We start from the raw sequence: 18,702 nt of genomic DNA on the forward strand, positions 1-18,702 counted from the left end.
TCTGCCCGGCGTCGGAGGTCTAAGCCGGGTTCTCGCTGGTGACGAAGATCACAGAACTCATTAGCAGGAACCGGTTCCACATCCACTGCGGGTGTAGTACGTTCACCCAGCCGGGTCCCGCCACCCGGCCTGCGAGGACCGGGTCCCCGCCACCCACCTCGCCCGCTCGGCGCCCTACAGGGCGCCGAGCGACTTTTTCGGCTCATGGCGACGGTTTTCCCCGGTCAGCGTCCTTCGGTGGCCCTCCGGGAGCGTTCCATCTCTCGGAGCGCTCCCCGGAGGTGCCGCTCCACCTCTAGGAGTGCAGAACGGTCCTCAGCCCGATCGGCGTTCCCCTCTCCGGCCAGGTTCTCCACCCGGTGGACCAAATCAGCTAGCTGGGCGGCTACCGACGACAACTCGGCGGCGTGCTCGGGCTCCATGGCTGAAGTCTGGTCCCGCGGTTGCCGTCGGTCCAGCATGTTGGAAAGCTCTTCCAGTACGACGGGCACCGGCCGGTAGCGTGACGGGATGCTCCGGCGGCTCGACCTGCGTGGCTCGGTCCAGGACGTCCAGTCGGTTCTCCCCCGGCCAGCGATAGCCGGCGAGGGACCGTTGGACGAGGTCCGGGCCATTCTGGCCGACGTCCGCCAGCGGGGAGACATTGCCCTGCTGGAGATGACCTCCCGTTTCGACGGTGCCGACCTAGAGGCCATCCGCGTCGACCCCGCTGAGGTTGCCGCCGCTCCTGACCGCATCCAGCCCGGAGTCCTGAAGGCATTGGAGGTAGCGGCCGAGGCTGTCCGGCGCCACCACGTCGGCCAGGTGCGACCCGAGCGCCGAACCGAGGAAGAGGGTCTGGTTATCCGCTCCCTGTCCCGCCCTGTGGAGCGGGCGGGCTGCTACGCCCCCGGCGGCCGAGCTGCCTACCCCTCCACCGTCCTGATGACCGCCATACCCGCACGGGTGGCCGGAGTGGACGAGGTCGTCCTCTGCGTTCCTCCCGGAGTTGATGGCCGAATCGCCGATGTGACTCTGGCCGCTGCTGCTGTGGCCAAAGTCGATGCCGTGTATGCGGTGGGAGGGGCTCAGGCGGTGGCCGCCATGGCCTATGGGACGGAAACCGTGCCCGCCGTGGACGTCATTGTCGGGCCGGGCAGCGTGTACGTGGCCCTTGCTAAACGCGAGGTGGCGGGCCATGTTGGTATCCCGTCGGCCTTCGCCGGCCCGTCGGAGGTGGTGGTGGTGGCTGACGCCTCGGTCCCTGCGCTCTTCGCCGCTGTCGACGTCGTAGTCCAGGCCGAGCACGGCCCGAACGGTCTGGCCTGGCTGGTTACGTGGGACGAGGCGGTGGCAGAGGCCGTGGAGGCCGAAGTAGTCCGAATGGTGGCCGAGGCTCCCCGCCGGGAGGACATCACGGCCACGCTGGCTGATGCTGGTTGGAGCGTGCTGGTGGACGGCCCAGATCAGGCGCTGGCCGTAGCCGACGCCATTGCGCCCGAGCACCTGCAACTGATGGTGGATGGTGCTGAGGCGTTGGCCGAGCGGGTCCGTCATGCCGGCGCGGTCTTCTGTGGTCCGTGGTCCCCAGCGTCGCTCGGCGACTACGTGGCCGGACCCAGTCACGTCTTGCCTACCGCTGGCACGGCCCGCTTCTCGGGAGCCCTAACAGTGGCTGACTTCACCAAGGAGGTCCACGTGGTGACTGCCGACGAGGGGGCGCTGCGACGCCTAGCCCCTCACGTCGTCGCCCTGGCCGACGCCGAAGGATTGGACGCCCACGCCCGATCGGTGCGCATCCGGACTGAGGCAGGGGAGGGAAACGATGGCTAAGCGCCCTACCTCCCGGCCTGATGTAGTCGCCCTAGAGGGCTATCACTCACCCCAGATGGACGTCGCGGTCCGTCTTAACACCAACGAGTCCCCGCTTCCGCCCCCGGCGGAGTTCGCCGACGCGTTGGCCGAGGCGACGCGGGCCATCGGCTGGAACCGCTACCCGGACCGTGGTGCCGGACGGCTTCGGACTGCCCTAGCCGAACGTTACGGCGTCGGTGCCGACCAGGTGTTCGCCGCCAACGGCTCCAACGAAGTGATCCAGAGCCTCCTCATGGCTTACGGCGGGTCCGGTCGGTCAGTAGCCGTCTTCGAACCCACCTACGCCATGTACGCGCAGATTGCACGGTTTACCGGCACCCGAGTGGTTCGAGCCCGTCGGGATTCTGACTTCGCCCTGGCCCCGACCGTTGTGGCCGACCTGCTTGACGCCGAGTGCCCCGACCTAGTGGTCCTCTGCTCGCCAAACAATCCGACGGGAACCCTCGACCCGGGGAATCTCGTATCCGAGGTTGTGGAGGCGGCCGGCTCCTACGGTGGCTTGGTGGTGGTGGACGAGGCCTACGGACAGTTCGCTCCGCACAGTGCCGTGGACCTGCTCGACAACGACCGGAACCTCGTGGTGAGTCGGACCTTCTCCAAGACCTGGGCCATGGCTGGAGCCCGGATCGGGTACCTACTGGCACCGTCGTGGTGCGTGGCCGAGTTGGAGAAGGTGGCCCTGCCTTACCATCTAGACGCCTTCAAACAGGTTGCCGGGGAGCTAGCGCTGGCCCACGGTCCGGCAATGGACCAGCGCATCTCGGTCCTGGTCTCCGAGCGGGAACGGATGTCTACCGCCCTGGAGGCCCTTCCTGTCACTGCCTGGCCGTCGGCAGCCAACTTCATCCTCTTTCGTCCCGAGGCCCGCCCCGGCCGGGAGGTCTGGCAGGACCTCGTCAACCGATCGGTGCTGGTCCGGGACTTCACGACCATGGAGGGCGTCGAGGGATGCCTCCGGGTCACCATCGGAACCAGCGACGAGAATGACCGGTTCCTCAACGCCCTTCGGGAGGCACTGTCATGACGACTCGATCCGCGACCCGCGAACGGTCGACCAACGAGACTTCGATCAGCGTCTCGATCAACCTGGACGGCGGCCCGGTGTCGGCGTCTACAGGGATCCCGTTCTTCGACCACATGCTCGACCAGCTGGGACGCCACGGTGGCTTCGGTCTTGACGTGCACTGCACTGGGGACCTAGACATCGACGCCCACCACACCGTGGAGGATGTGGGCATCGCGGTTGGCGAGGCCTTCGCCGAGGCCCTAGGCGACAAGGCTGGTGTTCGCCGCTTTGCCAACGCTCGGGTGCCGCTCGACGAGGCGCTGGTCGACGTGGCCCTGGACCTCTCGGGGCGCCCCTACCTACACCATGAGGTGGACTTCCCAGGCCAGAAGATCCTCGGCGATCCCCCCTTCGACCCCCAGCTGATGGAGGAGTTCTGGCGGGCCTTCGCGATGGCCGCCCGGATCACCGTGCACCTGACACTGGTTCGGGGGAAGAACACCCACCACATCGTCGAAGCCACCTTCAAGGGGATGGCCCGCGCCCTCAGCGACGCGGTGCGGATCGATGGCGAGGGAGTGCCTTCGACCAAGGGAAGTTTATGAGCGGACCGCTGGTCGCTGTCCTGGACTACGGCATTGGAAACTTGCGGTCGGCCCAGAAAGGCCTCGAACGCGTCGGCGCCGACGCCCGACTGACCGACGACCCGGACCTGGTAGCCAAGGCTGACGGAGTAGTGCTTCCCGGCGTTGGGGCCTTCGGCCGGTGCGTGGAGGCTCTGGAGGCGACCGGCCTGGCCGAGGTAGCCGCTGATGCCGCACGAGCGGCCACCGATGGTGGCCGGCCGTTCCTCGGGATTTGTGTCGGCCTCCAGTTGCTCTACGAGGGCAGCGCCGAGGCCCCTAACCACCGGGGCTTTGGCGTACTGGACGGACAGGTCGGCCTCCTGGTCGGAGACGTAAAGCGCCCCCAGATGCAGTGGAACCGATTGGACCGCATCGGTGATCACCCTCTGTTGGCGGGCCTTGTCGAGGATCCGTGGGCCTACTTCGTGCACAGCTACGCAGCACCCGTGGGTCCGGACACCGTAGCGACCTGCTGTTACGGCTCCGATGTGTGCGCTGCAGTGGCCTGCGACAACCTGTGGGCCTGCCAGTTCCACCCGGAAAAGTCCGGCGGAGTGGGCCTCCAGGTATTGGCCAACTTCGTGGGGTCCCTTGCCGGGGTCTCCGCGTGACGACGGCCCCCGCGCTCTTTCCCGCCATCGACATCCTGGGCGGCCGGTGCGTCCGGCTATTCCAGGGCGACTACGAGCAGGAGACGGTATACGGCAACAACCCGGCGGCCCAGGCGCGGGCCTTCCAGGACGCCGGAGCCACCTGGGTACACGTCGTGGATCTGGACGCGGCGCGGACCGGTGATCCAGTGAACCGCCAGGTGGTGGCCGAGGTGGCCGCCGCCCTGGACGTCCCGGTCCAGGCGGGAGGCGGTGTGCGCACCCTGGACGACGCACGGATCCTGTTCGACGCCGGGGTATCCCGGGTGGTGATGGGTACGGCGGCCATCGAGGATCCGGAGCTGGTGGACCAGGTGGCCGACCTGGGCAGGGTGGCGGTCGGGCTGGACATCCGGGGCGAAGAGGTGGCCGTCCGCGGGTGGACGGAGGGAAGCGGACTACTCCTGACCGACGCCTTTGAACTGTTCTCGAGCCGATGGACTGACGCCTTCGTCATCACCCAGATCGAGCGGGACGGCACCCTGCAAGGCCCCGATCTAGAAGGGCTGACAGCGGCCCTGGCGACCACTGAGATCGACGTGGTGGCCTCGGGTGGTGTGGGTCGCCCATCAGACCTAAAGGACCTTGCGGACCTGGCGGTAGCCGGCCGACGGTTGGCCGGGGTCATTCTCGGTCGGGCCTTGTATGAGGGCACGGTCGACCTGGCGACCGCTATTCAGACCTTGAGGGACTGCTGATGCAGACCGTCCGGGTGGTTCCGTGCCTCGACGTGGATGCTGGCCGTGTGGTCAAGGGCGTGAACTTCGTCGGCATGCGCGACGCAGGTGACCCAGTTGAGTTGGCCGCCCGGTACGACCTGGAAGGTGCCGACGAACTGGTCTTCCTCGATATCACTGCCTCCTCCGACTTCCGGGACACCACGGTTGACATGGTCCGGCGAACGGCCGAAGAGGTGTTCATCCCGTTCACCGTGGGAGGCGGCATCCGTTCGGTTGAGGACGCCCGAGTGATTCTGCGAGCTGGAGCCGACAAGGTGTCGATCAACACGGCAGCCGTGGACCGGCCGGACCTGGTGGCTGAACTGGCCGCTGAGTTCGGGAGCCAGTGCGTGGTGGTTGCCGTAGATGCCCGGCGGAGCGACGGCGTTAATAGCGGGTTCGAGGTCTTCACCCACGGGGGCCGCACGGCCACCGGGTGGGATGCCGTGGCCTGGGTGGACGAGGTGGTGGGCCGGAAGGCCGGGGAGGTGCTGTGCACCTCCATGGATCAGGACGGGACCCGTGACGGCTTTGACGTAGAGATGCTGCGGGCCGTGGGCGCCGTCTGCCCAGTCCCGTTGATCGCCAGCGGTGGGGTAGGGAGCCTCGATCACCTGGTTGAGGGGGTCACCGAAGGGGGAGCCGACGCTGTTCTGGCCGCATCAATCTTCCATTTCGGGGAACACAGCGTGGCCGAGGCCAAGGAATACCTGGCGGCTGCCGGTGTGACCGTGCGGCCCCCGGGGGCCTGAGAGGTCCGGCCGGTCACCGATCCATGGCCGATACCGTTGCGCCGGTGAACGACAGGTCGACCACGACCCCTTTGAGCCGCAACCCGGTCCCCGGGCCCTCGGATGACGAGGGTCTCCCCATCAAGATGCTGAACGACCGAATCCTGGTCTGTTCCGACACTGAGGATGGCGAGCGGCGGTCCACCGGCGGGATCCTGATACCGGCCACTGCCCAGGTGGGCAAGCGCCTGGCTTGGGCACAAGTGGTGGCCGCCGGACCGAACGTGCGGACCATGGAGGTTGGCGACCAGGTCCTGTTCAACCCCGAGGACCGGTACGAGGTCGAGGTCCGCGGCCATGATTACGTCATCCTCCGGGAACGGGACGTCCACGCCGTGGCCGCCCAGCGTCTGGAGGAGGGCAGCACCGGCCTCTACCTCTGAGGCCGCCCGAATACAGGCCCGACCGGCGGACAGGCGACCGTAGGCTGGGTGGCATGGCCGACGCCTCCGCCCCCGTCTCGATTCCGCTTCCTGCCACCGAGGAGCAGCTCGGACAGGTCACCTTCAACGACGACGGTCTCGTACCGGCCATCATCCAGGAGGAGCACACGGGCCGGATTCTGATGATGGCGTGGATGAACGACGCCTCCCTCCGTGAGACTATGGCCACCGGCCGAACCTGGTTCTGGAGCCGGAGTCGCCAGGAGTACTGGTGTAAGGGGGAGACCTCGGGGGACCGGCAATACGTTCGGGAGGCCTACTACGACTGCGACGGCGACACGCTCCTGTTCGTAGTCGAGCAGGAAGGGCGGGGAGCCTGCCACACCGGCGAATACAGCTGCTTCTTCCGGGCCTTCGGACTAGACGACGGCTGACCTGATGGTCGCTCCCCACCGCGAGGAGTTCCGGGAGTTGGCCCGCGGGCATGCCGTAGTGCCGGTCTGGCGGGAACTACTGGCCGACCTGACGACGCCGGTCTCATTGTTTGCCCGCTGTGTGGGCGACGGCGAGGGCTTCCTGCTGGAGAGTGTGGACCGTGGGGAGACCTGGGGACGTTGGTCGTTCATCGGTCGGAATCCGTCTACCACCCTGACCTCGACAGGGGGTGCGTTGCAGGTAGACGGCGACCTGCCCGACAGCGTCCGGACCGACAATGGACTCTTGGTGGCTCTGGAGGACCTCCTGGCCCGCTTCCGGTCGCCGGACATCGAAGGACTGCCCCCGCTCCACGGTGGGCTCATTGGCTACTTGGGCTACGACGTCGTCCGCGAGGTTGAGCACCTCCCGAACGTGCCCAACGACGACCGGGGCCTTCCCGACGGGATCATGTCGGTCATCGGCGAGTTGGTGGCCATCGACCATTGGCGCCAGCGGGCCGTGCTCCTGGTCAACGTGGTCGTCCCCGAGGGAGCCGATGACGCTGCCCTGGATGCCGCCTATGACTCCGCCGTGGACCGCCTAGAAACGTTGGCCGCCGACGGCGCCCGGCCCCTTAACGAGCCCCTCATGCTCCCCCCGCACCCCGATGAGGAGCCGCCCGAGGTCACCTCCACGATGGGAGCGGAAACCTACGAGCTGGCCGTGGAGGCGGCACGGGAGCACATCTTCGCTGGCGACATCTTCCAAGTCGTGCTTTCACAGCGGTTCGACGTGGAGCTGGACGCTGAGCCGTTCGACGTCTACCGGGTGCTCCGCCAGGTCAACCCCAGCCCGTACATGTACTTCCTCCGCTACGAGAACCTTTCGGTGGTCGGGGCCTCGCCAGAGCCGATGGTGCAGCTGTTGGACGGGCGGGTGGTCTCTCGTCCTATCGCTGGGACCCGACGCCGAGGACGAACCGAGGCCGACGACCGGCGTATGGCCGCCGAGCTGGCCGAGGATCCCAAGGAGCTGGCCGAGCACGTGATGCTGGTCGATCTGGCCCGTAACGACGTGGGACGCGTAGTGGCCTTTGGTACCGAGGAGGTTGAGGAGATGATGACGCTGGAGCGCTACAGCCACGTCATGCACCTCACCAGCCAGGTGGCCGGCGACCTGGCCGAGGGTCGGACGCCAATCGACGTGCTCCGTGCCACTTTGCCCGCCGGAACGGTCTCTGGTGCCCCCAAGGTCCGGGCTATGGAGATCATCGACGCGTTGGAGCCGGTCAAGCGAGGTCCGTATGCCGGGGTGGTGGGCTACTTCGACTTCTCCGGCAACATCGACACGGCCATTGCCATCCGCACCATGCTGGTGGCCGACGGTATCGCCTCAGTCCAGGCAGGAGCAGGGATCGTGGCCGACAGTATCCCGAAGCTGGAACACTTGGAGTGTCAGAACAAGGCCCGAGCCCTCCTTTTGACCATTCCAGCGGCACGACGGATGACGGCGGCCCGCCGGATGGCCTCCAGTGATTGACAGCCCGCTAGCCGTACGCCGATCCCGGGACGTGGTCGTGGTGGCCGGACCGGATGCTGGCACCTACCTCCAGGGACAGCTCAGCCAGGACGTTGAGGTCCTACCCGTGGGTGGATCTGGCGAGACCTTCCTTCTCCAGCCGACGGGCAAGGTCGACGCCTGGATGCGAGTTACGCGCCTATCCGCGGAGCGCTACGTCCTGGACGTGGATATTGGTTACGGCAAGGTCGTGGTACAGCGGCTGACCAGGTTTCTCCTCCGCACGGACTGCACGGTCGAGGCCGTCGATTGGGACCTTGTCACCGTCCTGGACGGGTCGCTGGACGACCTCCCGGTTCCAAAAGACGGCCTGAGGATCGCCGTATCGTGGCCCGGGCTATGCGCCGTGGACCTCCTTGGTCCGTCAGTGTCTGAACCGGAGGGATTGGCGGTAGGGGCTTCAAGCGACTGGGAGGTCCGAAGGATCTCGGCGGGAATCCCGGCCATGGGGTCGGAGATGGACGGATCGACGATTCCGGCGGCCACCGGAGTCGTGAACCGGTCGACCAGCTTCACAAAGGGCTGTTACACCGGGCAGGAACTGGTGGCCCGCGTGGACAGCCGCGCTGCCGGTACACCGACCCGGATCCTGCGCGCTACCGGAGCCGGGTCGGTGCCGCCTGTGGGGACGGAACTGGAGGCTGAGGGCCGACCGGCCGGCCGCCTGACCAGCGTGGCAGCTATCGAGAACGGTTTCGTGGCGCTGGCTGAGGTCCGTCGGGCCGTGGCCACCCCCGCCGATGTCCAGGCGGTCGATCCGGCAGGGTCCACGACGGTCTCACTTCTCGACGATTGACAACAGGGCCGCCATGGCCCGATTGCTCCAGTCGAGTTCATGCCCCTCGGTCATCGTGTCTCAAACCGCCGCCCGGTCCATAGCCACACCCGCTTCCATAAACAGCGCGCGAGGAGATGATGACGAGCAGAGTGAGGGAAGGGCAGGTAACCGGGGGGTCGGCTCCGGAGTACCGTCGCTAGCCTCGGGTTGTGGCCACCTACCTGGATCGGATCCTGGACGTCCACCGCACCGAGGCGGCCGCCGACAAGAGGATCCTGGACGCTCTGGTTGAACGAGCCCGGATGGCGCCGCCTGCCCGAGGGTTCGGCCAGGCCCTCCTGGGAGTTCCGGAGGGCGAGCCGGCGATTATCGCCGAGGTCAAGCGACGGTCACCTTCCCGCGGGGACCTTGCCGCCGATCTGGATCCGGGGGCCGTGGCGATCCAGTACGCCGCTGGGGGAGCAGCCTGCCTATCCGTTCTGACCGACAGCGACCACTTCGGCGGCTCCCCAGAAGACCTTGCCTCGGCAAGGGAGGCCGTGTCGGTACCGGTCCTGCGTAAGGACTTCACCGTGGACGCCCGGGACGTCTGTGATGCCCGGCTAATGGGCGCCGACGCCGTACTGCTCATTGTGGCTGCACTTGACGATCTCCAGTTGGGGGACTTCCATGATCTGGCTAGCGAGGTGGGCCTAGATGCCCTGGTGGAGGTCCACGACGAGGCTGAATTGGAACGGGCCCTCGCTATCAACGCGCGGCTGGTTGGGGTGAACCAGCGGGACCTCGTCACGTTCGAGGTCGACACGGCCCGGGCGGTACGGATGGGACCGCTCATGCCTGACGGCGTGATCCGGGTGGCCGAGTCGGGAATCCGGGACGTGGCTGATGCCGCCCCATTGCTCGAAGCTGGCTACCAGGCGTTGCTGGTCGGGGAGTCCGTAGTGACGTCAAGTGACCGGCGTGGCGCTATCCGTGGCCTTCGGGGCCTCGGGACCGGGGAGTAGCGTCGGCAGCGTGTTTGTAAAGATTTGCGGTATTACGTGCGCTGAGGACGCTCTCTTAGCCACCGCCATGGGCGCCGACGCTTTGGGATTCATCTTCGCCACGTCCCGCCGTCAGGTGGCCGAGTCGGTAGTCCGTGACATCGTCGGTCAGCTTCCCCCAGATGTCCTAACCGTCGGCGTGTTCCGCGACCGGGGTAAGGCCCGGGTGGTCGAAACCGTCAACACCATCGGGCTGAAGGCGGCCCAACTACACGGCCGTGAGTCGCCGGCCACCTGCCAGTGGGTGGCCGAACGGGTGCCCATGACCATCCGCGCTTTACCCGCCGGCTCTCCGGACCTCCAACGGTTTGACGAATATGGAGCCGACCTCCTCCTACTGGATTCCCAGGCGCCCGGTTCTGGCGAGGTTTTTGACTGGTCCCTGGCCGAGGGTGCCCCCTCGAACCGACCGATGCTTTTGGCCGGAGGCCTGACGCCTGACAACGTGGCTTCGGCAATCGAGGAGGTGGACCCGTACGGAGTCGACGTCTCGACCGGGGTGGAGGCTGAACCGGGGAGGAAGGACCCACGGCTCCTCCGGGCCTTCATGGCCAACGCGAGGGCAGCGCAACCCGTCCGCTACGAGGGTGATGCCGAGCGTCGCCCATTCGACTGGCAGGAAGAGGGATGAAAGTGAGAACTACAAAGGGTCCGAGACCGCCAGAGACGGAGGGTCCGTGACCCTTTCCGAACCGAGCCCCGAGGGACGCTTCGGCCAGTTCGGAGGCCGGTACGTCCCGGAGACCCTGATTCCGGCCGTCCTGGAACTAGAAGCGGCCTTCCGCGATGCGTGGGCCGATCCGTCGTTCCGGGCTGCCCTAGACGCCCTCTTGGCGGACTACGCCGGTCGACCCTCGCCCATGACGGAGTGCCACAACCTTTCGGCCGAACTGGGTTGCCGTCTGCTGCTCAAGCGTGAGGACCTCAACCACACGGGATCCCACAAGATCAACAACGTGCTGGGCCAGGCGCTCCTGGCCCAACGGATGGGCAAGACCCGGCTCCTGGCCGAGACAGGTGCCGGCCAGCACGGGGTTGCTGCAGCCACCGCCGCGGCCCTGCTGGGCATGGAGTGCTGCGTGTACATGGGTGAGGTCGACGTCAGGCGCCAGGAGCTCAACGTGTTTCGGATGAGGCTGCTGGGAGCCGAGGTCCGTACTGCGTTATCGGGCAGCCGAACCCTGAAAGACGCCGTGAACGAAGCCATGCGGGACTGGGTGGCCACCGTGGAGGAGTCGCATTACTGCCTGGGCTCGGTGATGGGCCCCCACCCGTATCCGTGGATGGTCCGTACCTTCCACGAGGTACTGGGCCAAGAGGCCCGCGAGCAAAGCGAGGCTCTGCTGGGTGCCCCTCCGGACGTTGTGGTGGCGTGCGTGGGCGGCGGTTCCAACGCCATCGGGATCTTTTCAGGCTTCGCTGACGCCGACACCGAGCTGGTGGGGGTGGAGCCGGCCGGCGGGGCGGCCGTCGGGCGAGGGGTCCCGGGTGTGGTCCACGGCATGGAGTCGTACCTGATGCAGGACGAGGCCGGCCAGGTGTTGGAGGCCGAGTCCATCAGCGCAGGGCTGGACTACCCGGGAGTGGGACCCGAGCACAGTTACCTGGCGTCCATCGGTCGGGCCCGGTACGAGGCGGTGACCGACGACGAAGTGGTGGAAGCCTTCCAGCTTCTGAGCCGACATGAGGGCATCATCCCCGCCCTAGAACCGGCCCATGCCCTGGCCTGGGTGTCCCGGGAACGGGCGTCACTCGCCGGGAAGTCGGTGGTACTGAACCTCTCGGGCCGAGGCGACAAGGACGTGGCCCAGATGATGGACATCCTGGGATGAGCTCCGGGCGACCCCCGGGGCCGGTAGAGGCCGCGCTGCGGGACCGCCGGGATGCTGGCGGCAAGTGTCTAGTGGCCTATGCGACGGGCGGCCTGGGCGAGGACTGGCTTGACACGGTCCGGGCCATTGCCGCGGCAGGCGCCGATGCCATCGAGATCGGGGTGCCCTTCTCGGATCCGGTGATGGACGGGCCTACCATCCAGGCGGCCAACGACCGTGCGCTAGAGGATGGCGCTACCCCCGTGGGGATCTTGGATGCCCTCCGCGGTGCCGACGTCGGGGCGCCGTTGGCGGTGATGACGTACTACAACATCGTCCACCGTATGGGCCTAAAGCGGTTCGCCACCACCTTGGTGGATTCGGGCGTCTCAGGATGCATCCTCCCGGACCTTCCCCTGGAGGAGGCTGGAGCGTGGCTGAACGTGGCCGAGGAGGCGGGGGTTGAACCGATTCTGCTGGCTGCTCCTACGGCACCCGACGAGCGGCTACCTCGGATCTGTGAACGCTCTCGGGGGTTTGTCTACGGCGTCGGCCTGCTCGGCGTGACCGGTGTCCGGGCCGAGTTGGCGGCCAGCGCGGTGGAGATCGCGACCCGTCTCAAGCCGTTGACCGACCTCCCGGTACTGGTCGGCGTGGGTGTGGGAACCCCGGAACAGGCCGTGGAGGCCGCCAGTCACGGTGATGGCGTGGTGATCGGATCGGCTGTCGTCCAGCGGATGCTGGACGGTGCCGGTCCGGAGCGGGTCGGTGAACTAGTGGCCGCGTTCCGGAGCGCTCTGGATGCCTCGTGAACGTCCCACTAGGAGGGGAACATCCCTGGGTTGACGCCACCGGGCGGAGGGCCGACACCCTGTACGACTTGGTGGGGCCGGAATGGTTCGTGGCTCTGGTCGATCGATTCTATGACGACGTGGCCACCAGCCCGGTCCTGCGGCCGCTTTACCCGGACGACCTAGAGGGTCCGCGTCACCGACTGGCCGGCTTCCTGCAGCAGTACTGGGGAGGACCCGCCGAGTACAGCGCCGAACGAGGTCATCCCCGGCTGCGGATACGTCACGCACCGTTTCGGATCGGGGAGGCCGAGCGCGAAGCTTGGCTTCTGTCTATGGCGGCTGCCCTAGTCGGTGGAGGTCTAACAGCGTCCGCCGAGGCTGAACTGATGGAGTACTTCGCAGGGGCGAGCAGCCATCTGGTGAACCACCCGTCCTGAATTCAGGGGGTGTGGGGGCTGTAGACGCGCCCCGCGGCGAAGTGATGTGATTCGTCTTTAGGCAGAGAGTGATACGAGATGCCTGCAATCAAGCGGAACCATGGGCCGAAATGCTTGACATTGCCGGCCAGAGGTAGTCGGATGTCATTCGACCACGAGGTGGGCCCGCCCATCCCGAGACCCAGAAGGAGATGGTCGATGAATAAGAGCGATCTGATCGCGGCGATGGCGGATAGAGCTGGTGTGTCCAACAAGGACGCCGGTGGCTGCCTAGACGCGTTTTTTGACGTAGTAGCCGGCGAGGTGGCGGCCGGGGGCGACAAAGTGTCGATTCCGGGATGGCTCTCGTTTGAACAGGTGACTCGGGCGGCCCGAATGGGCCGGAACCCTCGCACTGGCGAGTCCATTCATGTGCCGGCTACCAAGGCCTGCAAAGTGTCTGTGGGTTCGAAACTAAAGGCAGCCGCCAAGAGCGGCGGCTCAGCCGAGGCCGAAGAGCCCGAAGAGGCAGCAGAGGCCGCACCGGAGTCGCCCAGCTGGTGACATCCCGGTCGGGAACCGGGGCTGGGGCGGAAGCGCTCTGGCCCCGTGACCTGACCGTCCCCCGGTTAACGGGGCCGGTTGGAGGATCGAGGATCTGATCAGCACCGATCTTCCTCTTCCAGCGACGGTGATTCCTCACCGTGATCCCTTCCTGCTGCTGACCCAGGTCACCGAGGTGACGGTCGGCGAGCGGGCGGTGGGGTACTGGCAGTTGACCGGTGATGAGCCCTTCTTCGCTGGCCACTTTCCAGGACGGCCGACCCTTCCGGGAGTCCTCATGTGCGAGTCGATCGCACAGTTGGGCGCATACGCCCTTCTCACCAGGCCGGACTTCGTCGGTCGTCTGGCCCTGTTCGGCGGCCTAGACGGCGTGCGGTTCCGGCGTCAGGTACTGCCTGGCGAACGCCTTGATTTGGAGGTCGAGTTAGGGCGGGTCTCGGCACGGGCTGGTAAGGGGAGCGGGAGGGCTTTGGTGGGTGACGAAGAAGCCTGCCGGTGTGACCTCATGTTTGTCTTCGTCGAAGGCGACTGAGCGATCGCGCAAGCCGCCGAGTGGGGGTAATTGGGGTCAGGCCGGTGCCAGCACGACGCTGCCGTTGTGGCCACCGAAGCCGAACGAGTTGGACATGGAGATGCCGGGTTCCCAGGGAGCCGGAGCGCCGGTAACCAAGTCCAGCGCCGGCATGTCGGGATCCGGGGTGGTGTAGCCAGCGGTCGGGGGGATCAGCCCCTTGTCCATGGACAGCACGACAGCTACGGCTTCGATGGCACCTGCCGCACCCAGAGCGTGTCCGGTTATCCCTTTGGTGGAGGTAACCAGGGGGCCGTCAGCACCGAAGACTTCGGTCATGGCTACCGCCTCGGCCATGTCGTTCAGCGGAGTTGATGTCCCGTGGGCGTTGACGTGGCTGATCTGGTGGGGTTCCACGCCAGCTTCCTCCAGGGCGAGACGCATGCAGGTGACGGCGCCCATGCCTCCCGGTGATGGGGCGGTGATGTGGTGGGCGTCAGCGGTGCTAGCTCCACCCAGGACCTCGGCCAGGATGTCGGCACCCCGGGCCTCGGCCATCTCCCAGTCCTCCAAGACAAGCACGCCGGCGCCTTCGCCCATGACGAATCCGTCTCGCTCAGCGTCGAAGGGGCGACAGATCCCGACCGATGAGAAGGCGGTCATGTTGGTGAAGCCGGCGATTGCCGTCTCCACGAACGGTGCTTCACTACCCCCCGCTAGCACCACGTCGCAGCGACCGTGGGCCACCAGCCGGGCGGCATTGGCTACCGCATGGGTGCCTGCCGCACAGGCGGTGCAGGTGTTCTCGGCTGGCCCCTGGAATCCATGGCGCATTGAGACGGCGGCCGGAGCCGCATTTGGCATCATCATCGGCACCATGAAGGGGGATACTCGTCGGGACCCCTTCTCGTGCCGGATGAGGATCTGCTCCTCGAGGGTTTCGATCCCACCGATACCCGTTCCGATGAAAACACCCCGTCGGGAAGGGTCCGCGGTAAGCGACCCTGCCTGCTCCAGGGCCATGTCAGCGGCGGCGATCGCGAACTGGGTGCATCGGTCGCTACGCCGTACCTCCTTGGGGTTGTCGAAGTGCGGAGTGGGGTCGAAGTCGTGGACCCGACGCTCACCGTCAGGTGCCGGCCCACAGAGGCCGTCCCAGAACGCGTCGGTACCGACGCCGCACGAGGCGACAACGCCTAGTCCGGTTACGGCGACCCGACGTCGGGTCATTAGAGCTTGCCGGTGATGAGGTCGTAGGCGGCACCGATGGTGGTAATGCCCTCGAGCTCTTCCTCTTCGACATTGACGTCGAATTCCTCTTCGAGTGCCATAACCAGCTCGACTAGGTCGAGGCTGTCGGCATCGAGGTCGTCAGCAAAGGAGGCCTCGCGGGTGACCTGGGAGGCGTCGACCGAGAGGACCTCGACCGCGCAGTTTGTGAACCGTTTGAAATTGTCGTCGCTCACCGTCTGGCTCCGTTTCTCGGGTGATTTGGACCGGCCTCACCCTACGGCCCCTCACCGCCGGTCGACATGCATTCAGAGCGTTGAGAGGGGTCGCCTCTGTCACAGCGACCAACACCGTCGGTGGGTTTACCGCCGGTCCGGCAGTATCAGCCCATGAAGAGGCCACCATCCACCGGGACCACGGCACCGGTGATGTATCCAGCGGCATCTGAGGCCAGGAAAGCGACCAGAGCCGCTACCTCGTCGGCCTGTCCCAGGCGGCCCAGGGGTACTGCTTCGGCATAGGCGTCCTGCTGCTCCTCGGGGAGGGAGGCCAGCATGTCGGTCCGGATCGGGCCCGGAGCCACAACGTTGACGGTCACGTTCCTGCTGGCAAACTCCTTTGCCAGGGAGCGGCCAAGGCCGACGAGACCGGCCTTGGATGCCGCGTAGTTGGCCTGCCCCGTCTGGCCGATCCGCCCAGCGATCGACGAGACGAGAATGATGCGGCCCCACCGTCCCTTCATCATCCCCTTGACGGCCCGACGGGACACCCGGAAGGCGCCGGTCAGGTTGGCGTCCACCACATCGCTGAAGTCCTCGTCCGACATGCGTAACACCAAGCCATCTCGGGTGATCCCGGCATTGGCCACCAGCACCTCGACTGGTCCCAAATTCTCCTCGATGGCTGAGAAGGCGGCGTCTACGGCTTCGGAGTCGGTTACGTCACAGGCCACGGGAAAGATCTCCGCTTCGACGACTTCGGGCGGCACCTCGCCCCGACAGGTGACGGCCACGCGGTCTCCCTGGGCGGCGAACGCCCTGGCGCAGGCCAGACCAATACCTCGGTTTCCTCCGGTCACCAGCACAACTCGACTCATCTCGATCTCCTGCTCTCGGTGGTCGTCAGGTCAGGTCACCCGGAGCCAGGCGATCGGCTTAGAAGCCGTTACCCGCTCGGTGTCCACGGCTAACCATCCCATCAGTTCGCCGGCGAATGGCGAGCGGACCTCGGTGACTCCAATGTGTCCGAGGAGGTCCCCGGCGGCCACCACGTTTCCTGGGCCGAGATTGGCTAACGGGGCAAAAACGCCGGCACATGGGCTGACAACCATCCGGTCAGTTGCGAACAAGTGCTCGCCCTCCTGCCCGGAGAGGCTGTCTTCCGGAGGGGCGGCCAGGGCGTCCAGCAGGGCGTCCAGGTGGCCCGGGGTGTTGACAGTGAGCCGAACAGCACTCTTCAAGGTCCGCTTCGCTAGACCGGTTAGGACGTTGCCGGGGCCTAACTCGACGAAGGTTGTGAACCCGGCATCAGCGAGGGTCCGGAGGCTCTGTGACCATCGCACCGGGCTACAGAGCTGGGCGTTCATCAGGACCCGCCAAGTGGCCGGGTTGGTATGGCTGCTGGCATCCACGTTGGCGACCACTACGCCCTCTGGCTGGCGTACGTCGGTCCGCTCGATGGCCTCCTCGAGTCGGTCGCGAGCCGGAGCCATATACGGCGTGTGGAAGGCGCCGGAGACCTCCAGAACGGCTACCCGTTTGGCTCCTCGGCCCTTGGCCTCCTCGCCGGCCGCGGCCACGCCGTCTGGAGAGCCGGCGATTACCACCTGTCCCGGGGCGTTGTAGTTGGCCACCCAGACGTCGTCGTCGACAGCGGTGCAGGCCTCTTCTACTCCGGTGTCGTCTAGGCCCAGTACGGCGGCCATGGTTCCCAGCGGGTCTTGGGTCGCTACATGCATGGCCTCGCCACGTTCGACCACGAGGGAAACGGCGTCGGCGAAGTCCAGCGCGCCAGAGGCAGTGAGGGCGCTGTACTCACCCAGGCTGTGCCCGGCATGACCGGCGGCATCGATGCCCAGGCGCTCGACGGCGTCCAGGACCACCATGCTGGTCACGAAGGTGGCCAACTGGGCGTTGTGGGTCTCGCGGAGTTGGTCAGCATCGGCAGCCAGTAGGAGGTGGGCTACGTCCTGCCCGCTGGCCGCAGAGGCCTCCTCGACCAGTTCCCAGGACGGATGGTCGGCCCACGGGGCCCCCATGCCTGGCTGCTGGGAACCTTGGCCGGAGTAGGTGAAGGCGATCATCGGTTCTGGTGGTCTCCTGGAGCGGCCTGGCCGCGGGTCGCTCAGCGGCAGTGTGCCCGACCCGGCGCCCCATAGTGTGGCCGATCCGGGTCCTCAAAGGGAACGGTCGTACTCCGCAAGTGAGGCAGCCAGTTAGATGGACGAAGGGCGGCCGGTAGGATCGGTCGATCGCCCGGGTGGCGGAATTGGCAGACGCGGAGGACTCAAAATCCTCTGGCCGTGAGGTCGTGCGGGTTCAAGTCCCGCCCCGGGCACCACCACCGCGACATCGAGGGGCGTACCGGGCTGACCCGTAGGCTGGACCGTCCCATGACACGACCGGTTATCGAAAGACGGCTGACCGAGCTCGGCGAACGCCTACGACGGCTCCGAGCGGACCTCCTGGTGGCCGAGGAGCAGTTGGCGCACTTTGCTGCCGATGCCAACGATGCACGCGTCCGGTCGCTGGTCTCCGAGACGGCCATCTCGGAGCGGGCCCACCGGGGAGCTGACCGCCATGCTCGGGCCATGGCCCGCCACCGTGACGAGGTAGTGGCTGAGATTGCCCGGCTCGAGGCCACTCAGGACGAGTTGCTGGACCGGCTCACTGCCGATGGCTGACGGGGTCGGCTCGGTGAGGGTCGACACCGCCGACCTTCCACCACCGGTGAGGGTGGTGCTGGCCGAGGATGAGGCCATCATCCGTCTGGACCTCCGTGAGACTCTGGAGGACGAGGGCTACCAGGTGGTGGGAGACACTGGTCGCGGGGACCACGCCGTGGAGCTCGTTGCCGAGTTAGACCCCGACGTGGTGATTTTGGACATCAAGATGCCGGGCCTGGACGGCATCGAGGCCGCCCGACGGATCGCCGCCTCCCATGATGCCGCCGTGGTCATCCTTACTGCCTTCAGCCAACGGGACTTGATCAATCAGGCCATTGAGGCCGGCGCTCTGGCCTATCTGGTCAAGCCGTTCCAGCGGTCCGACCTCGTCCCAGCAGTGGAGGTGGCCCTGGCCCGACATCGTGAGATGCGAGCGCTTACCGACCAGGCCCGGACCCTGGCCGAACGCCTGGAGGCCCGGAAGGTGATCGACCGGGCTAAGGGTCTGCTGATGGACGAGGCCGGCATGGCCGAAGAGCAGGCATTCGGGTTCATCCGGTCGGCGGCCATGTCTGGCCGGCGCTCAATGGCCGACGTGGCCCGAGCAGTGATCGAGGAGGGCCTCCGGCCTTAGAAGCGGTACCGTC

General features: G+C 66.6%; 24 protein-coding genes and 1 tRNA gene. 20 read left to right on the forward strand and 5 right to left on the reverse strand.

The features are described from left to right. Positions 1-224 precede the first annotated feature (224 nt). Positions 225-491, reverse strand: a complete 267-nt coding sequence (locus MK181_07855) for a hypothetical protein (GenBank protein ID MCH2419715.1) — start codon at positions 489-491, stop codon at positions 225-227. A gap of 19 nt (positions 492-510) precedes the next feature. On the opposite strand from MK181_07855, the gene hisD reads away from it, so the two are divergent. The 17 genes from hisD to fabZ all read left to right on the forward strand — a co-directional run bounded on the left by hisD (position 511) and on the right by fabZ (position 13,962). Continuing rightward, positions 511-1,812 (forward strand): histidinol dehydrogenase, encoded by a 1,302-nt coding sequence (hisD, locus tag MK181_07860; GenBank protein MCH2419716.1) that lies wholly within the window; start codon positions 511-513, stop codon positions 1,810-1,812. Then, a complete protein-coding gene (hisC, locus tag MK181_07865; protein ID MCH2419717.1) occupies positions 1,805-2,878 on the forward strand; it encodes a histidinol-phosphate transaminase in 1,074 nt (357 codons plus the stop codon). The genes hisD and hisC overlap by 8 nt, the downstream gene beginning before the upstream one ends. Further along, a complete protein-coding gene (gene hisB / locus MK181_07870) occupies positions 2,875-3,465 on the forward strand; it encodes an imidazoleglycerol-phosphate dehydratase HisB (protein MCH2419718.1) in 591 nt (196 codons plus the stop codon). Before hisC ends, hisB begins: the two co-directional genes overlap by 4 nt. Beyond that, a complete protein-coding gene (gene hisH, locus MK181_07875; GenBank protein MCH2419719.1) occupies positions 3,462-4,097 on the forward strand; it encodes an imidazole glycerol phosphate synthase subunit HisH in 636 nt (211 codons plus the stop codon). Before hisB ends, hisH begins: the two co-directional genes overlap by 4 nt. Continuing rightward, the gene (hisA, locus tag MK181_07880; GenBank protein MCH2419720.1) at positions 4,094-4,834 is read left to right on the forward strand and encodes a 1-(5-phosphoribosyl)-5-[(5-phosphoribosylamino)methylideneamino]imidazole-4-carboxamide isomerase; all 741 of its coding nucleotides are present in this window, start codon (positions 4,094-4,096) and stop codon (positions 4,832-4,834) included. Before hisH ends, hisA begins: the two co-directional genes overlap by 4 nt. Beyond that, a complete protein-coding gene (gene hisF / locus MK181_07885) occupies positions 4,834-5,607 on the forward strand; it encodes an imidazole glycerol phosphate synthase subunit HisF (protein MCH2419721.1) in 774 nt (257 codons plus the stop codon). The genes hisA and hisF overlap by 1 nt, the downstream gene beginning before the upstream one ends. Before the next feature lie 44 nt (positions 5,608-5,651). Then, a complete protein-coding gene (locus MK181_07890; GenBank protein ID MCH2419722.1) occupies positions 5,652-6,029 on the forward strand; it encodes a co-chaperone GroES in 378 nt (125 codons plus the stop codon). A gap of 53 nt (positions 6,030-6,082) precedes the next feature. Next, positions 6,083-6,463 carry a phosphoribosyl-AMP cyclohydrolase gene (gene hisI, locus MK181_07895; GenBank protein ID MCH2419723.1) on the forward strand — a complete coding sequence of 127 codons (381 nt, stop codon included), beginning with the start codon at positions 6,083-6,085 and terminating at the stop codon, positions 6,461-6,463. Between the two features lie 4 nt (positions 6,464-6,467). Beyond that, complete coding sequence (gene trpE / locus MK181_07900) at positions 6,468-7,985, forward strand: anthranilate synthase component I (GenBank protein ID MCH2419724.1); 1,518 nt, start codon at positions 6,468-6,470, stop codon at positions 7,983-7,985. Next, complete coding sequence (locus tag MK181_07905; protein ID MCH2419725.1) at positions 7,978-8,820, forward strand: hypothetical protein; 843 nt, start codon at positions 7,978-7,980, stop codon at positions 8,818-8,820. The genes trpE and MK181_07905 overlap by 8 nt, the downstream gene beginning before the upstream one ends. A 191-nt stretch (positions 8,821-9,011) precedes the next feature. After that, entirely contained in the window at positions 9,012-9,806 is a 795-nt protein-coding gene (trpC, locus tag MK181_07910) for an indole-3-glycerol phosphate synthase TrpC (GenBank protein MCH2419726.1), read from the forward strand. Between the two features lie 10 nt (positions 9,807-9,816). Then, positions 9,817-10,476, forward strand: a complete 660-nt coding sequence (locus MK181_07915; GenBank protein MCH2419727.1) for a phosphoribosylanthranilate isomerase — start codon at positions 9,817-9,819, stop codon at positions 10,474-10,476. A 46-nt stretch (positions 10,477-10,522) separates the two neighbouring features. After that, positions 10,523-11,677, forward strand: a complete 1,155-nt coding sequence (gene trpB / locus MK181_07920) for a tryptophan synthase subunit beta (GenBank protein MCH2419728.1) — start codon at positions 10,523-10,525, stop codon at positions 11,675-11,677. Then, the gene (gene trpA, locus MK181_07925; GenBank protein ID MCH2419729.1) at positions 11,674-12,468 is read left to right on the forward strand and encodes a tryptophan synthase subunit alpha; all 795 of its coding nucleotides are present in this window, start codon (positions 11,674-11,676) and stop codon (positions 12,466-12,468) included. Before trpB ends, trpA begins: the two co-directional genes overlap by 4 nt. Next, on the forward strand, positions 12,465-12,887 hold the full coding sequence (locus tag MK181_07930; protein ID MCH2419730.1) for a globin: 423 nt from the start codon (positions 12,465-12,467) through the stop codon (positions 12,885-12,887). The genes trpA and MK181_07930 overlap by 4 nt, the downstream gene beginning before the upstream one ends. Before the next feature lie 198 nt (positions 12,888-13,085). Further along, complete coding sequence (locus MK181_07935) at positions 13,086-13,430, forward strand: HU family DNA-binding protein (protein ID MCH2419731.1); 345 nt, start codon at positions 13,086-13,088, stop codon at positions 13,428-13,430. A gap of 127 nt (positions 13,431-13,557) precedes the next feature. Continuing rightward, complete coding sequence (gene fabZ, locus MK181_07940) at positions 13,558-13,962, forward strand: 3-hydroxyacyl-ACP dehydratase FabZ (protein ID MCH2419732.1); 405 nt, start codon at positions 13,558-13,560, stop codon at positions 13,960-13,962. Positions 13,963-13,998: 36 nt separating this feature from the next. Here fabZ and MK181_07945 read toward each other — a convergent pair whose 3' ends face one another. The 4 genes from MK181_07945 to fabD all read right to left on the reverse strand — a co-directional run bounded on the left by MK181_07945 (position 13,999) and on the right by fabD (position 17,473). Continuing rightward, complete coding sequence (locus tag MK181_07945; GenBank protein MCH2419733.1) at positions 13,999-15,171, reverse strand: beta-ketoacyl-ACP synthase II; 1,173 nt, start codon at positions 15,169-15,171, stop codon at positions 13,999-14,001. Continuing rightward, positions 15,171-15,407: an acyl carrier protein gene (acpP, locus tag MK181_07950; protein ID MCH2419734.1), complete on the reverse strand. Its 237-nt coding sequence runs from the start codon at positions 15,405-15,407 to the stop codon at positions 15,171-15,173. Before acpP ends, MK181_07945 begins: the two co-directional genes overlap by 1 nt. Before the next feature lie 146 nt (positions 15,408-15,553). Next, positions 15,554-16,267 (reverse strand): beta-ketoacyl-ACP reductase, encoded by a 714-nt coding sequence (locus tag MK181_07955; GenBank protein ID MCH2419735.1) that lies wholly within the window; start codon positions 16,265-16,267, stop codon positions 15,554-15,556. A 30-nt stretch (positions 16,268-16,297) separates the two neighbouring features. After that, the gene (gene fabD, locus MK181_07960; GenBank protein MCH2419736.1) at positions 16,298-17,473 is read right to left on the reverse strand and encodes an ACP S-malonyltransferase; all 1,176 of its coding nucleotides are present in this window, start codon (positions 17,471-17,473) and stop codon (positions 16,298-16,300) included. A gap of 170 nt (positions 17,474-17,643) precedes the next feature. On the opposite strand from fabD, the gene MK181_07965 reads away from it, so the two are divergent. The 3 genes from MK181_07965 (at position 17,644) to MK181_07975 (ending at position 18,689) form a co-directional block, all read left to right on the forward strand. Further along, a tRNA-Leu gene (locus MK181_07965) sits at positions 17,644-17,730 on the forward strand. Positions 17,731-17,782: 52 nt separating this feature from the next. Then, on the forward strand, positions 17,783-18,073 hold the full coding sequence (locus MK181_07970; GenBank protein ID MCH2419737.1) for a hypothetical protein: 291 nt from the start codon (positions 17,783-17,785) through the stop codon (positions 18,071-18,073). Continuing rightward, the gene (locus tag MK181_07975) at positions 18,066-18,689 is read left to right on the forward strand and encodes a response regulator (protein ID MCH2419738.1); all 624 of its coding nucleotides are present in this window, start codon (positions 18,066-18,068) and stop codon (positions 18,687-18,689) included. The genes MK181_07970 and MK181_07975 overlap by 8 nt, the downstream gene beginning before the upstream one ends. Positions 18,690-18,702: the final 13 nt, after the last annotated feature.

The sequence above is a fragment of the Acidimicrobiales bacterium genome (genome assembly GCA_022452035.1).
GTDB lineage: Bacteria > Actinomycetota > Acidimicrobiia > Acidimicrobiales > MedAcidi-G1 > UBA9410.

Coding starts and splice junctions, on each gene's coding strand:
- hisD (MCH2419716.1), top strand. CDS start 511: ATGCTCCGGCGGCTCGACCTGCGTGGCTCGGTCCAGGACGTCCAGTCG.
- hisC (MCH2419717.1), top strand. CDS start 1,805: ATGGCTAAGCGCCCTACCTCCCGGCCTGATGTAGTCGCCCTAGAGGGC.
- hisB (MCH2419718.1), top strand. CDS start 2,875: ATGACGACTCGATCCGCGACCCGCGAACGGTCGACCAACGAGACTTCG.
- hisH (MCH2419719.1), top strand. CDS start 3,462: ATGAGCGGACCGCTGGTCGCTGTCCTGGACTACGGCATTGGAAACTTG.
- hisF (MCH2419721.1), top strand. CDS start 4,834: ATGCAGACCGTCCGGGTGGTTCCGTGCCTCGACGTGGATGCTGGCCGT.
- hisI (MCH2419723.1), top strand. CDS start 6,083: ATGGCCGACGCCTCCGCCCCCGTCTCGATTCCGCTTCCTGCCACCGAG.
- trpE (MCH2419724.1), top strand. CDS start 6,468: ATGGTCGCTCCCCACCGCGAGGAGTTCCGGGAGTTGGCCCGCGGGCAT.
- trpA (MCH2419729.1), top strand. CDS start 11,674: ATGAGCTCCGGGCGACCCCCGGGGCCGGTAGAGGCCGCGCTGCGGGAC.
- MK181_07935 (MCH2419731.1), top strand. CDS start 13,086: ATGAATAAGAGCGATCTGATCGCGGCGATGGCGGATAGAGCTGGTGTG.
- MK181_07945 (MCH2419733.1), bottom strand. CDS start 15,171: ATGACCCGACGTCGGGTCGCCGTAACCGGACTAGGCGTTGTCGCCTCG.
- MK181_07955 (MCH2419735.1), bottom strand. CDS start 16,267: ATGAGTCGAGTTGTGCTGGTGACCGGAGGAAACCGAGGTATTGGTCTG.
- fabD (MCH2419736.1), bottom strand. CDS start 17,473: ATGATCGCCTTCACCTACTCCGGCCAAGGTTCCCAGCAGCCAGGCATG.
- MK181_07970 (MCH2419737.1), top strand. CDS start 17,783: ATGACACGACCGGTTATCGAAAGACGGCTGACCGAGCTCGGCGAACGC.
- MK181_07975 (MCH2419738.1), top strand. CDS start 18,066: ATGGCTGACGGGGTCGGCTCGGTGAGGGTCGACACCGCCGACCTTCCA.